15 protein-coding genes and 1 pseudogene are annotated in these 13,266 nt (G+C 39.7%); 8 read left to right on the forward strand and 8 right to left on the reverse strand.

Going from position 1 to position 13,266, the window contains the following annotated elements; translation table 11 throughout:
- A pseudogene (locus AAEY68_RS17470) lies at window positions 1-287 on the reverse strand (DapH/DapD/GlmU-related protein); the annotation flags it as partial.
- Between the two features lie 145 nt (window positions 288-432).
- On the opposite strand from AAEY68_RS17470, the gene AAEY68_RS17475 reads away from it, so the two are divergent.
- Window positions 433-1,026, forward strand: a complete 594-nt coding sequence (locus AAEY68_RS17475) for a hypothetical protein (RefSeq protein ID WP_024594307.1) — start codon at window positions 433-435, stop codon at window positions 1,024-1,026.
- 2 nt (window positions 1,027-1,028) lie between these two features.
- Here the strand turns inward: AAEY68_RS17475 and AAEY68_RS17480 are convergent, their stop codons facing one another.
- The gene (locus AAEY68_RS17480; protein WP_024591701.1) at window positions 1,029-1,409 is read right to left on the reverse strand and encodes a hypothetical protein; all 381 of its coding nucleotides are present in this window, start codon (window positions 1,407-1,409) and stop codon (window positions 1,029-1,031) included.
- 99 nt (window positions 1,410-1,508) lie between these two features.
- Here AAEY68_RS17480 and AAEY68_RS17485 point away from each other — a divergent pair, with 99 nt between their 5' ends.
- Window positions 1,509-1,949, forward strand: a complete 441-nt coding sequence (locus AAEY68_RS17485) for a tellurite resistance TerB family protein (RefSeq protein ID WP_007584919.1) — start codon at window positions 1,509-1,511, stop codon at window positions 1,947-1,949.
- A gap of 21 nt (window positions 1,950-1,970) precedes the next feature.
- On the opposite strand, the gene AAEY68_RS17490 is transcribed toward AAEY68_RS17485, so the two are convergent.
- Complete coding sequence (locus tag AAEY68_RS17490) at window positions 1,971-2,537, reverse strand: NADPH-dependent FMN reductase (RefSeq protein ID WP_007584922.1); 567 nt, start codon at window positions 2,535-2,537, stop codon at window positions 1,971-1,973.
- A gap of 119 nt (window positions 2,538-2,656) precedes the next feature.
- On the opposite strand from AAEY68_RS17490, the gene AAEY68_RS17495 reads away from it, so the two are divergent.
- Complete coding sequence (locus AAEY68_RS17495) at window positions 2,657-3,556, forward strand: LysR family transcriptional regulator (RefSeq protein ID WP_121955622.1); 900 nt, start codon at window positions 2,657-2,659, stop codon at window positions 3,554-3,556.
- A gap of 32 nt (window positions 3,557-3,588) precedes the next feature.
- Here AAEY68_RS17495 and norR read toward each other — a convergent pair whose 3' ends face one another.
- On the reverse strand, window positions 3,589-5,145 hold the full coding sequence (norR, locus tag AAEY68_RS17500; protein ID WP_024594305.1) for a nitric oxide reductase transcriptional regulator NorR: 1,557 nt from the start codon (window positions 5,143-5,145) through the stop codon (window positions 3,589-3,591).
- Between the two features lie 160 nt (window positions 5,146-5,305).
- Between norR and AAEY68_RS17505 the strand changes: the two genes are divergently transcribed.
- From AAEY68_RS17505 to hmpA, 3 genes are read left to right on the forward strand one after another with little or no spacing between them, the layout of a single operon-like run.
- A complete protein-coding gene (locus AAEY68_RS17505; protein ID WP_007584928.1) occupies window positions 5,306-5,575 on the forward strand; it encodes a hypothetical protein in 270 nt (89 codons plus the stop codon).
- On the forward strand, window positions 5,575-6,807 hold the full coding sequence (locus tag AAEY68_RS17510) for an NnrS family protein (protein WP_024594304.1): 1,233 nt from the start codon (window positions 5,575-5,577) through the stop codon (window positions 6,805-6,807). The genes AAEY68_RS17505 and AAEY68_RS17510 overlap by 1 nt, the downstream gene beginning before the upstream one ends.
- Window positions 6,808-6,827: 20 nt before the next feature.
- Window positions 6,828-8,009: an NO-inducible flavohemoprotein gene (gene hmpA, locus AAEY68_RS17515; protein WP_002959635.1), complete on the forward strand. Its 1,182-nt coding sequence runs from the start codon at window positions 6,828-6,830 to the stop codon at window positions 8,007-8,009.
- Between the two features lie 80 nt (window positions 8,010-8,089).
- Here hmpA and AAEY68_RS17520 read toward each other — a convergent pair whose 3' ends face one another.
- The 3 genes from AAEY68_RS17520 to AAEY68_RS17530 form a co-directional block, all read right to left on the reverse strand.
- Complete coding sequence (locus AAEY68_RS17520) at window positions 8,090-8,461, reverse strand: hypothetical protein (RefSeq protein WP_002959634.1); 372 nt, start codon at window positions 8,459-8,461, stop codon at window positions 8,090-8,092.
- Window positions 8,461-10,059 (reverse strand): S41 family peptidase, encoded by a 1,599-nt coding sequence (locus AAEY68_RS17525; RefSeq protein ID WP_350586573.1) that lies wholly within the window; start codon window positions 10,057-10,059, stop codon window positions 8,461-8,463. The genes AAEY68_RS17520 and AAEY68_RS17525 overlap by 1 nt, the downstream gene beginning before the upstream one ends.
- Before the next feature lie 99 nt (window positions 10,060-10,158).
- A complete protein-coding gene (locus tag AAEY68_RS17530) occupies window positions 10,159-10,812 on the reverse strand; it encodes an endonuclease (RefSeq protein ID WP_029751433.1) in 654 nt (217 codons plus the stop codon).
- A 231-nt stretch (window positions 10,813-11,043) separates the two neighbouring features.
- Here AAEY68_RS17530 and AAEY68_RS17535 point away from each other — a divergent pair, with 231 nt between their 5' ends.
- Both AAEY68_RS17535 and AAEY68_RS17540 read left to right on the forward strand, forming a co-directional pair.
- Complete coding sequence (locus AAEY68_RS17535) at window positions 11,044-12,012, forward strand: DnaJ C-terminal domain-containing protein (RefSeq protein ID WP_024594302.1); 969 nt, start codon at window positions 11,044-11,046, stop codon at window positions 12,010-12,012.
- Entirely contained in the window at window positions 12,012-12,332 is a 321-nt protein-coding gene (locus AAEY68_RS17540; RefSeq protein WP_007584937.1) for a chaperone modulator CbpM, read from the forward strand. Before AAEY68_RS17535 ends, AAEY68_RS17540 begins: the two co-directional genes overlap by 1 nt.
- A 75-nt stretch (window positions 12,333-12,407) precedes the next feature.
- Here AAEY68_RS17540 and AAEY68_RS17545 read toward each other — a convergent pair whose 3' ends face one another.
- The gene (locus tag AAEY68_RS17545; protein WP_024594301.1) at window positions 12,408-13,133 is read right to left on the reverse strand and encodes a membrane protein; all 726 of its coding nucleotides are present in this window, start codon (window positions 13,131-13,133) and stop codon (window positions 12,408-12,410) included.
- Window positions 13,134-13,266 lie beyond the last annotated feature (133 nt).

The raw sequence follows: 13,266 nt of genomic DNA on the forward strand, positions 1-13,266 counted from the left end.
GCATTACATTTTTAGTAACCACAGCACCCGCACCCACAATACTATTTTCACCAATACTCACACCCGCTAAAATAATTACACCTGCGCCAACCCATACGTTATTGCCTAACACGATAGGTGCTGCAAAGTTTTCCTTATTAAGCCTTTCTGCTGGATTAGTAGCATGTGACACAGCTAAAAGCTGAACGTTCGGGCCTATTAAGCAGTCATCACCCATGGTGATTGAGTGATTGGCCAATGGCTAGTTGAGGTGTGTAATTAATATTTATAAAAGTAGGATTGTTAATGAAGGCTGAGATATTTAGTCGTTAATCGCTATTTAGTAGTTTTACCTAGTTGTCTTGTTCTAAATTTTATATAGATACTTCTAATAAAGTACTTAAGAAAACTGTACTATTACAGGTGTTTTAAAATAACTATAACGAGAAACATATGAAATTATTAACTGCAGCAACTTTAATAGTTGCTTCATCGACAGCTTTTGCACGCCCTGCACCGCTAGTGTCTATTCCTACTCATGATGCCTTTTTTAATAGTATTGCAGCGCATTGCGGTAAAGCTTTTGAAGGTGAAGTAGCGGTAGATAACGCGAAAGGGCCAAGCTCATTTACAGATAAAAAGCTGGTTATGCATGTACGTAAATGTAGCGAGACTGAGTTACAAGTGCCGTTTCATGTAGGAGACGATGCATCACGTACGTGGATCATAACTAAAACGGGTAGTGGCTTGAGTTTAAAGCACGATCATCGTCATAAAGATGGAACAGACGACGCATCAACTATGTATGGTGGCCATACGCTTGATGCAGGGTTCGCGCAAATGCAGTCGTTTCCAGCAGACCAATACTCTAAAGAGTTATTTGTAAAACAAGGCATTGCACAGTCTGTAGGTAATACATGGCAAATGTATATTTACCCAGAAGTATTTACTTATCGATTAATTCGCCAAGGACGTGAGTTTAAGGTGGATTTTGATTTAACTAAACCGATTACTCCACCATCAGCACCTTGGGGTTATAAAGACTAAGGCTACTTACCCTTGTTTGTATCTTCTTTAGTTTCGCATTGTAGTAAAACACTTAAATCTGGTTGGTAAGCACGTGGTTTTGTTGGAAAGCGCTCGTACTCTTGCACGCCTTCAAGTATTTTCAACATAAAGGTATTGCCGCGGCATAGACGGTCCGCATGGCGTAATAAAAATACACTTTGATTGGTAAAGTGTTTGTAATCGTCTGACTGGATTTCTATTTTATAGTTGTCTTCGCCAATTTTGGTTTGGTAGTAATGCACTTTGTTGTCAAAGTCGTAGAGCTTCTCTGTTTCGGCTTTTTCAGCAAGTGCAGTATTTGCACTTGAAAGGGCCACCAGTGTAGCGCCTATAAATAAGCGTGGTGCGTTTATTCCTTTCATAAAATATATCCTTTAATTTGCGAACTTTATACCCATTAATAAGAGTAATAAGGTCAATTTCTTTACGTATTAGTCTAACACCCAAAAAGGGAAAGTGTGATGTTCAAACAAATAAAACAACTTTTTGCTGTATTCGATGAACAGCAGCCAAGTATGCAAGAGCACGATTTAAAAACAGCTGTTGCTGCATTATTAATTGAAGTTATGCGTGCAGATACCAAGCTTGAACATGATGAACAACGAACCCTGACTGTAACCTTAAAAAAGTATTTTAATTTAACAGATATTGAGGTTAATGAGCTTACTAATAACGCGGCAAGCAGCTTAGATGATTCGATAGATTACTTTCAGTTTTCAAAACAGATTAATGAGCATTGCAGCGCGGCGCAGCGAATTGAAATAATAGAGTTATTATGGCGCTTAGCGTATGCCGATGGAGAAATAGATCCCCAAGAAGACTACGTAATACGTAAAGTAGCAGGGCTTTTATATGTAACGCATACCGATTTTATCGCCGCAAAACTCGCGGCGACAAAGTAATTAGTTATTTAGGCGTGCAAGTTACCTTAACTTACTTGCAACGCTTACTAACTGATGAGCAAGCGCCGATACTCGCTCTGCAGTAACAGGTTCATTAATTTGCCCATTTTCATCAAACAATGTGTGTACAGCGGGTACTGCAAGTTGATCGGCAAGCACTAACGATCCAATACCACTTAGTATATCACGTACATGATTTAAACCGCGTAACCCACCAAGTCCACCTGGTGATGCTGAAAACAGCGCCACTACTTTATTGCGAAAAGCAGGAACAGCACCTTGTTCCGTGCGCGATGCCCAATCAATCGCATTTTTAAGTGCTGCAGTTATAGATCCGTTGTACTCTGGGCTTGCTAGTAAAATACCGTCAGCTGCACGTAGTTTGTCTTTTAAAAGCTGTACATCGCTTGGTGTACCTTGCGCTTCAATATCTTCGTTAAATAGTGGGATGTTTAATTCGTTTAGTTTTATTACTTCTACTTCAGCACCTGTTTGTAGAGCAAAACGTGCTGCCTCATTAATAATTTTTTGATTAAAGCTTTCTTGTCGAAGACTTCCTGCTAGGGCGATAATTTTTGGTGCTGACATGCTAGTGACCTTTTAGTGTTTAAACTTACAACGCTAATGTAGCAAAATTTTGCTTGTAGAAAACCCCAATAAACGCAACACTTGTGTGCGTAAATGCACATAAGTATAAGGTAAGCAGAATGGCGATAAAATTTGAAGATTGGCAAGACGTTAAAGTAGCGTTTGAAGTAGCACGATTAGGCACGTTAACGGCGGCAGCAGAAGAGCTTAATGTGCACCACAGCACAGTACTTAGGCGAATTAATAATCTTGAAAAAAACTTAAATGCACGCCTTTTTCATCGCCATGCTCGTGGTTACAAGGTTACTGAAATTGGCACCAAGTTATTTGCAACAGCACAAACTATCCATAGCTCCTTAGAGCAGTTACATAACGATATAGCAGCAGCCGATAGCACCCTTAGAGGGAGTTTATTGCTAACGACGGTAAGTGGCTTTATGGATGTACTTGGTGATGTATGTGAGCAATTTCAGGTATTACATCCGCAAGTGCAGTTAGAAGTTATTTTAGAACAAAAAAGGTTAAGGCTCGATCACGGACAAGCACATATTGCAGTTCGTGCAGGCCCAAGACCTGATGAGGGCGATTATATTGCTCAGCATTTAGCGCAGTTATCATCGGGTTTATACGCGAATAAACGTTACATTAATAAGTACGGCATGCCTAAATTATTAAGTGATTTACAACAACATAATTTTGTATCGGGTGTGGCGGGTTTTAATGCCCGCGTGCCTTATTTTGCATGGGCTGATGAACATATTCCTGCATCGCAAATTAAGCTGCGAGTATCTGAAACCGCAGAAGCGACTCGTGCAATAATTAAAGGGCTAGGCATTGGCGGATTACAGCATGACGTAGCGGCGCAATATTCTGATTTAGTACCTATATTACACAGTGAGTTAAGCTGGCCTACCGATGTATGGTTAGTCACGCATCACTTAGTGCATCGCACTGCTAAAGTACAAGCTTTTGCAGGGTTGTTAAAAACACATTTTAGTAAGTTAGCTGCTAATCAATAGTTTTAGCAGCATTTTAGCTGTGTTTTAAATGATTATAGTGTTTTTTTTACTTCTATCCCTAGGCGTTTGGCCAAGCGTACTAAGTTAGCTCTATCTAATTCAAGTACTCTTGCTGCTGCTGACCAGTTGTAGTTATGCTTCTTTAATTGCTCAGTAATTACGTTGTATTGCAACGATTCTACAGCTTGCTTTAAAGGTTGGTTGATTAAGGTGTTGGTTGTAATTTGGCTTGCTACTAGAGAGTTTTGCGGCGCACTCGGGGTTAAATCACAGTGCTCGCTTGTAATGGTTATTATTGGATTTTGCCATTGGCTTTGTTTTGCTTTTAGGGCGCTGCGGCTAATGACATGTTCAAGCTCGCGAACGTTACCTGGCCAGTTGTACTGATTAAGCAGTACTTGTGCTTCAGGGCTTAGTTTTAATTGTTTTATCCCTAATTTACGGGCTGTTTGCTCAATAAAATAACCAGCTAAGAGTGTTATGTCGTGCTCGCGTTTACTAAGTGGTGGCACAGTAATAGGGTAGACACTGAGGCGATGGTATAAATCGGCTCTAAAGCGACCTTGAGCTACTTCTTCTTTTAAATTTCTGTTGGTTGCGGCAACGACGCGTACATCTACGTACTTTGGCGTGTCTTCTCCTACCGTTTGTATTTCGCCACTTTGTAGCACTCGTAATAGTTTACTTTGCATGGCAAGGGGTAGTTCGCCAATTTCATCTAAAAATAACGTGCCGCCATCAGCTAATTGAAATTTACCTTGGCGCGAGTTTTGTGCGCCTGTAAAAGCCCCTTTCGCATGACCAAAAAATTCACTTTCGGCGAGGTTTTCGGGAAGCGATGCACAATTTAAGTGAATAAGCGGTTGATCTTTGCGAGCTGAATTTAAGTGAATATTACGCGCAACAAGTTCTTTCCCTACCCCTGTTTCACCTAATATAAGCACGCTAAAGTTAGATGCTGCAACGAGTTTAATTTCGTTTTTAAGTGTTTGCATTAGCGGACTTTGACCAATAATTTCACCGCCGTCCCGTGTTAACGCTTCACGATTTAGTTCTTGCACTAATGCACTTGAGTGCTGTGCATGCTGTTTGTAATGGGCAAGCTCTAAAGCTGTTTTAAAATGCGCACTACACAGCGTTTGTAAGGTATTGAGTGTATCAGCGCTTATGCTGTTAAATGCATTGGCGTTAAGGCTATCAAACGTAAGTACGCCAAGTAGCGCGTTTTTATCATAAAGAGGTAAGCCTAAACATGCATGTACCGGTATGTCGCCGGTTTTAGCTAATAGCAATCCGTCGTATGGATCGGGTAGTGGGCAGTCGTGCGCAAATTGCAGCGCGAGTGTGCTTTTGCAAATAGCTTCTAGGCGAGGGTGTTCTACTATTTTAAATCGTCTGCCAAGGCTGTCGGACATTAACCCTTTAATTGCCAGTGGTTTTAATTGCTCGCCCTGAAGCACTAATAACGCACTTGCATCACTAGGAATCACCCGCTCAACCGTTGCTAGTAATTGATCAAAGCTATGCTCGTGTAGTGTACTTTGAGCAAGCTCTAGAGCAACTTGTGTAAGGTTGAATTGCTGATTCATGTCAAAATGACCTATTCGAGTTTTTATGAGTTAATTTATAGTAGGTCATAAAGACTCATACTGTAAAGTGGTTTAATTTAACATATTGAATTTAATTAATTAAATTTGTTGGCACAGTATGTGTAATAGCTAAGTAACGTAGTTAGTTACAGAGATCGCCATGAACACACTAATGCTGAATAATTTAAATAATCAAACACAGTTTAGTTCACTATACGAAACAGTATTATTTGCTGCCAATACTGCATTAGCTGTGAGTTTAGTGTGTATTACGGCAAGTATTTTAATTAGCTACCCGTTTGCTGAGTACTTTTCCATGGCGGTGCAAGTATCAGCTCATATTGGGACTATTGTTATTGCTGCTATTTTAAAAGTAAGTTACGTACTGCGCTGTGTTGCACAACATGGTTTAGGGCAGGAGGTACGATAATGCGCCCTATAAACTTAATTGAGCCAATGCCAGCACGCGTTGCTATTCATAAAGTATCTCAATGGCCATTATGGATGCTCGCTTTTAGACCTTTCTTTTTAGGCGGTGGCTTATTGGCATTTTTGTCGGTGGGGTATTGGCTACTTATTTTAACAGGCCATGCAAGTTGGCACTCATCGATACCTGCGACATTATGGCACGCGCACGAAATGCTGTTTGGCTTTGCAGGAGTTGTAGCTGTTGGCTTTTTACTTACCGCTGCACAAACATGGACAGGCGTACCGAGCATAAGTGGGAAAGCCCTTATGTGGCTTACGTTTATATGGCTTGCAGCGCGCTTAGCCTTTTTTGTGATATTGCCTGATATTGCTCATTTTAATTTATATGCTGCACTTACATTACAAGTTATTTGGTGGCTAGGCGCCATAGCAGTACTGGCTAATATGTTATTAAAAGCCAATAGCAAAAGTAACTATCCGTTTTTAGCTATTTTAGCTGTGCTTTGTGGGCTCAATGTATTGTATTTAATACTTGTTTTAAAACAAAACATGCAGCTTGCACTTGGTGTGGTTGATACCGCAGTACTGGTAATTACTTTACTAGTTGGCATTGTTGCGGGTCGCGTTCTACCATTTTTTACCGCTAAAGGTCTAGGTTTAACCGCACAAGTTCGCACTCCTAAAATAGATAAAGCGGTGATGTATTTATCTATTTTGGCTATCACTTTATTTTTCATCAACAAGTTGTTTTTGAACACGATTAATCCTGCGTTAGTTGTTGCAACTGTTGCTGCGCTTCACCTGGTCAGGGCTGGTTTTTGGTGGGATAGCAAGGTATTGAGAGTGCCGTTGTTATGGTCTTTACATTTTTCCTACTTAGCGTTAGGCGTAGGGTTAATGATGGTTGCATTTAGCTTTTATAGCAGTGCAATACAATTTAAAGATGCGCTGCACTTAATCACTATTGGCATAATAGGTATGATGATTTTAGCAATGATGACGCGTGTATCACATGGTCATACAGGGCGTACACTCGCTATTCCTCATTACATGGCTGTTGCTTTTGCGTTTTTGCTTGTGGCCGCTATTACTCGTTCATTACTCCCTTTTATTATTGGGCCTCACCTTGCTTGGCAAATAAGTGCTTTGCTGTGGTTAGTGGCTTTTTCATTATTTTTAATTCACTGCACACCTATATTAACGCGGCGTCGTGTTGATGGGCGTCGTGGTTAGTTCATCCATAGGAAACACATATGTTATCTGATAAAACCATTGAGATTGTAAAAAGCACAGTTCCGTTATTAGCGCAGGCGGGTACGGTTGTTACCGATCATTTTTATAAGCGTTTATTTAGCCATAATCCTGAGCTTAAAAATATTTTTAATATGGCGAATCAAGATACAGGTCGTCAGCAATTTGCACTTTTTAATGCATTGGCTGCGTATGCACAAAATATTGATAATTTAGCCGTATTAAAAGAAGCGCTAACACGTATTAATCATAAGCATACAAGCTTGAATATTTTACCTGAGCATTACCCTATTGTAGGTGCACACTTAATTGGTACGCTTAAAGAGCTTCTTCCTGAGCAATTTACTCCCGATGTTGAATACGCTTGGCGCGAAGCTTACGGCGTACTTGCTGATATTTGTATAACCGAAGAAGCTGCTTTGTATGAGCACAGTAAAAATAAACACGGTGGTTGGGCGGGAACTCGCCAATTTGAAATAACCAACAAACAGGCTGAATCAGAACTAGTAACGAGTTTTACACTTACGCCAGTTGATGGCGAAGCTGTTATTACACATAAACCAGGGCAGTATTTAGGTATTAAAGTTAAGCCAGAGGGCGCTGAATATGAAGAAATTCGCCAGTATTCTATTTCACAAAAAAGTAACGCTAAAAACTACCGTATTAGTGTTAAAAAAGAGCTACAGCCAAAGCCTGGTATGGTGTCTAATCATTTACACTCATTAGAGCAAGGCACTATTGTTGAGCTATACCCGCCGGCAGGAGACTTCTTTTTACGTAATAATACAAGTCCAGCGGTACTCATTTCAGCAGGTGTTGGGCAAACGCCAATGCTGGCTATGCTTGAAACGTTATTAAGTGACAACTCTAATCAAGAGATTATGTATTTACATGCCTGCGAAAATACTCAGCAGCATTCGTTTTCAAAATATTTAAATGAGTTAAATGCAGTTTATAACCGCTTACAAACAATGACGTGGTTTAACCAAGCGACAGAGGGCGCTGACTTTACTGGGTTAATGAACCTAAACGCAGTACAAGCACAGCTACCATTGAGTAATGGTGACTTTTACTTATGTGGTCCTGCCGGTTTTATGGCATTTATAAAAAACCAGTTACTTGAATTAGGTGTTAAAAACGAGCAGATTCATTATGAAGTGTTTGGTCCGCATCAAGACTTGTAATAACGCTTTAAAATAGAAAAAGGCGCGCAGCGATATGCTGCGCGCCTTTTTTATTAATTTATAAACATTAATAAAGTGCCTTATAACTCTTTACAGGTAACACCTTCAAGTACTGTAGTAAGCTCTTTTTTAGGATAGTAAAGCTCGCATTGGTTATTACGTAGTTGCAAAATAAACTTCTCAGATTTTATATTATGCGCGCCCATAATTACTCTGCCATCAGACCCTTTACTCATTGCATGATCAATTAGCAGTTCGCTACGTTTAGTAAATACCGAATCGGCAAGTGTTACTAATGTGCCTCCCTTAGCTTGTTGAATTGCCTGTTGTAGTGTTGTAATAACGCTGGGATTAACGCTCGTTAATATAGCGGGTTTAGCAGGCTCACTATCTACACTTTGGCATCCGCCTAAAGCGAGCAAGGTGGCTAATGGGAGTAATAATTTAGCCATTACCTTTCCTCACCCAGCGTTGGCCAAGTTAAGTCCATATTACGCTGGGTAAATTGTACCGGCATATTTAAAGGAATGAGAGATTCACGAGAGCTTGAAAAATTAGCTGGTTCTGCTTTTGCAGCAGCCGTTCTAACTGGACAACTGCCATTTTCAACATGAAATAATGCGGTGGCTAAAACGGCCTCGTCACTGTCGCCTAACTGATGATCAAAGTCGTCCTCAATTTCACAACCTTGAACATCAGCATCAAATTGTGGAGTAGGGGTTGGTGTAAAACCCGCAGCGTATTCGCCAAATCCTTTGCTATTTACGCCACTAAACTGAATAGTGTAATAGGTTGTTGCGCAGTTATGAGTTGGGGTAAAGCCATAGGGCTTACCGCAGGTTGTGTCGCCAATTAAAATAACTTCTGCGTCTATACCTTTTAAACCATTAATAAAAGCTTCTGATGCCGAACAGGTGCCTGATGTGCTTAATACATAAACCTTTGATAGGTTTAAATCAGGTAGGTTTTCACCTGTGCTAAAAAAAGTAGAGTAATCTATTTCCTCATCAATAAATGGGAAGGGCGAATCAACAGGTTGTTTATCGTTTTGTTGAGTTTGATAATAAAAGCGGTTGTTAACGTTGGCATTACCGGCAACCATATAAGCTAATTGTGCCGACAGTGCTAATAAACCACCACCGTTATATCTAAAGTCGATTACAAGCTCATCAATACCATCGGTTTTAAACTTATTTACCGCATCAATAAGTCCTTCTTGGGCAATGCTTATATGGCTATTAAATTGCATGTAACCCACGCTTGAACCATTTGCGGTTGTAATCGTTTTAACATTTTGAACAGGTGTTTGTTCAATATTACCAGCGGTTACATTAAATGTTTTTTCGGCGCCATCGTTACTGCGTACAACAATAGTATGTGAGTCGCCGTTAGTAGGACTAAATAAACCTTCGTTAAGCGTATCTACACCCGACTCTGTATTGGTATTAATGCTAACACCGTCAACTGAAAGTACAGTATCACCACGTTGAAAGCCTATTTGGCTTGCAGGTGAATCATCTTCAAGATAAGCGACGCGTAAAATACGGTCGGCTGTATCGCCAATAAATGCCCAATTTATACCGTAACCAGAAGTAACGCCCGATTGCGCTTCTTGAAAGTAATCTTCAGTAGGTTCTGAAAAATGAAAGTTATCTTTTTTTGCCCCTGAGTCGGTAAGCTGCTCTGTTTTTAATTGAGCGAAGTAATCGGCTACTGTTGTAAAGCTTTCAGGGTCGTTATCGGCAATCTCATCATACCAAAGGTAGGTTTCGTCGCTCCAAGAGCGAAGCCAGAGCTTTTCATAAAGGGCAGAACCCGCTTGATCTGGGTAGGGGTTGTTGTTATTAAAGGGATCGTTACCCGTACGAGGGGTTTCGCAAAAGTTTTTTAAATCGTTAGAGGGCTCAAATACCGCCGCTGTCCATGTTGGGCTGCTACTAACAGGTGTTGTAACTACAGGAGCAGAGTCGATACCGCCTCCGCAACCCGTTAAAGCAAAGCCCGAAAGTGCTGCAAAAATGGCAAGCGAGGTTTTATTATTTTTAAACATAGTTAAGGACTTTCTGTAAATAAGTTGTTTAAAATATTACAACACTCGCTCGTTTATTCAACATTTATAACTTTGATTTATGTAAATGAGTGTTAAAGCTTAGAGCTTGCTCGCACTACTTGTATCTGCAAATGCTTGCTTTTTCCACGCATTAAATAACTTTTGCTGTTTATCAGAGATTTTTAAACCGTATGTTTTCTGCATGTAAGCGTAAGTGTCGGCTATACGTTTACGTGCATAGACAGGCGGTTCAACTACACGTTGCTTAAAGTTTACTTTTACTTCGCAGCGACCATACTGTGTGGCGTTTTCGCTAAGCATGCCAAAACGATAATTAGAGCGATCGGCATTAATTTCGCCAATAGCTGGCGCTAAGTTATTTATATCAGCTTCCATTTTTCTAAATTTAGCACTTACTTTACGGCAGTTTTTACGTCCGCCATCTTGCCAACATTGTAGCTGATGACCAAATTCCCACGCCGGAACAATATGTTCCCACTCAATGCGTAGTGCTCGCACATTTACTTTGCCTGAGCGGGTAAGTGTATTTCGAGGAATGTAACCACAGTTAGAAGGATCAGGAATGAGTTTTTTGCCTTCTTTTTTAATATCACAACCGCAGTAAATACTTTTGGCGTTGTCAGGGAGGGTTTTAATTAAATGTCTTTTAGCCGTTGAAAAACGGGTAAATTGTTCGGCAGATACCGAAAAACACACACAACAAGCCAGTAAGGCCAGAATAAATCGAGTCATATCCATCACAAATGTGAACTACAGGAACAGGCAGTTTAAAGCCTTGAAGATAAAAGATAAAGTTAACTTAAGGCCTGCACTTATATTACTAAAAAGTGTCCGATTAATTTTTTATTCAAAGTTATTTTCACTATTCATTTATTTCTTACTATTTATCGTATTTTAACCACACAAGATTATACGTTAAGGAGTATGCTTAAAGCTTACTCAATATGGGGATTTGGATTGCAAATGAAATTTGTTGATTATTATGCAGTGCTTGGAATATCGCCTGATGCAGACGATAAAGCGGTTAAAGTAGCTTATAAAAAGTTAGCCAGAAAATATCACCCAGATGTAAGCAAAGAGCCTCAAGCAGAAGATAAGTTTAAAGAAGTAGCAGAAGCTTACGAAGTCATTCATAACAAAGAAGAACGCACTAAATACGACGAGTTACGTCGTCATCAACAAAATCGTGCTCGTCAACAGCAAGGTAATTATGGTGGTAACAATGCTTCATCGCAAAGTAATTATCAGCAAAGCGATCCTCAAACCGATCAAGAGTTTTCTGATTTTGTTAATTCAATGTTTGGCGGCGCCGGTGGATTCAATCGTTCCGGGCAGGGCAGAAGTAACGCCGCTCGCGCGCAAAAAGGACAAGATGTGGAAATAGAGTTCCCGATTTTTCTTGAAGAGACTTTAGTTGATACCGTTAAGCCTGTTGAGTTTATGTTACCGCAGCGAGATAGTAGTGGTCGTGTCTCTGAAATTAAAAAATCACTTAAAGTGAAAATTCCCGCAGGTTCAGTAAATGGCGAACGAATTCGACTAAAAGGGCAAGGCGGATTAGGGTCAGCGAACGGGCAAAATGGCGATTTGTACTTACAAATTAGTTTAGTGCCCCACCCATTATTTGATGTTGAAGGTCATAACCTAAATATAGTCGTCCCTCTTGCACCATGGGAAGCGGCTCTTGGTACAAAAATAAATTTACCTACGTTGGCAGGCAAAATCCAATTAACTATTCCATCTAATAGTCAGTCTGGTCAACGCTTGCGTATTAAAGGTAAGGGATTAATGAGTAAAAAAGCCAAAGGTGATTTATTTGCTGTGCTTAAAATTGTTAATCCAACATCTGTTGATGATACCAGTAAAAAACTTTGGGAAGAATTAGCCGAAAAAGCTCACTTTGATCCCCGTAATAACTGGAGCAAGCCATAATGCAAATTATCGTGACACAAAAAGATGATTTACTTACTAGCAAAGAGCTATGTTTGAGTAGTGATATTAGCGAAGCAATTTTATATGAGCTAGTTGAGCACAATATTGCGGTTCCAATTGAGGGGAAGCATGTTACGCAGTGGCAATTTACGGTATCTGCAGTGACCTTAGTTAAAAAAGCGGCCCGTATTCAACATGACTTTTCGTTAGATTGGTCGGCAATAGCTTTAGTTTTACAATTGCTGGATGAGCGTGATGAGTTGATTTTCGAAAACGAAATGTTAAAGCGACATTTGAGTCGATTTAAACACTTGGAATAAAATCTGCCCTTGGGTACTTCCTAGGGCTTATTTACTCTTTGGTGAGAGTGCGCTAGTTCTTAAAAACCAATATGACTACTTTGATTTATTCTTACTTTTAATTCGGATAAATCGTTTTAGTCGTATGTTTTGCATAAGTAGTAATATTCCACTTAGGCAAAAAAGTACGCTGGTTGCTGCAAAACTAATAAGCAGCGGATTATTAAAATCCTCTCGCTCATCGTAATCCATAATATGTAACATCCAAAAAAAGTCGAAAATTCGCCATAGTGTGCTGCGAACGGTGATAACTTTGCCGTTATTTTCTGACAAATACAGTGTTGTGTTAAATGTGTCGTCAAATTGTACCTGCCAAACATTGGTTTTATATCCAACTTCTCGCATACCTTGCTTTAGCAGTACAGCGCTTGTCACTTGAGCATCAATAAGTAAGTGTGCTTTAGCATTTGCGGTAATTTGTATTTTAGTTGGCGGCTCAAAAGGCCGGCCTGTTATACCGTTAAAGCTTTGCTGTTCATCTTTATTTATTACTGTAATTATAGGTGTGGTTAAAAAGTTCTCAAAAATTATTTGTGTTGGATTAACCACCTGAGATGCAATATCGTTAAGGGAGGCAACATAATCAGCCTGCGTAAATGGGTTATTAAGAGTACGTGTTGCAAGATGCTCCCCATGAACTTTATCAAGAGGAATAGCGCTCATGACTAAACCGCCTAATAGCCAAGCTAAAATTTGTAATGTGAGCAAATAACCGAGCCATTTATGTAACTTGCGAGCATACTTAAATATTTTTTTATTCATGTTTTAGTCTTATTATTTTTAGAGGCTAGTTTATTACATTAATGGGATTAGTTACTGCGACATTTTGTCGCAGTTTAAACTATAGCTTACTGTAATCATTTAAAAATAAAAAAGATTACACTTAAATTGCTAA

It is taken from the genome of Pseudoalteromonas sp. RB2-MNA-CIBAN-0110 (assembly GCF_040309305.1).
GTDB classification, from domain to species: domain Bacteria; phylum Pseudomonadota; class Gammaproteobacteria; order Enterobacterales; family Alteromonadaceae; genus Pseudoalteromonas; species Pseudoalteromonas arctica.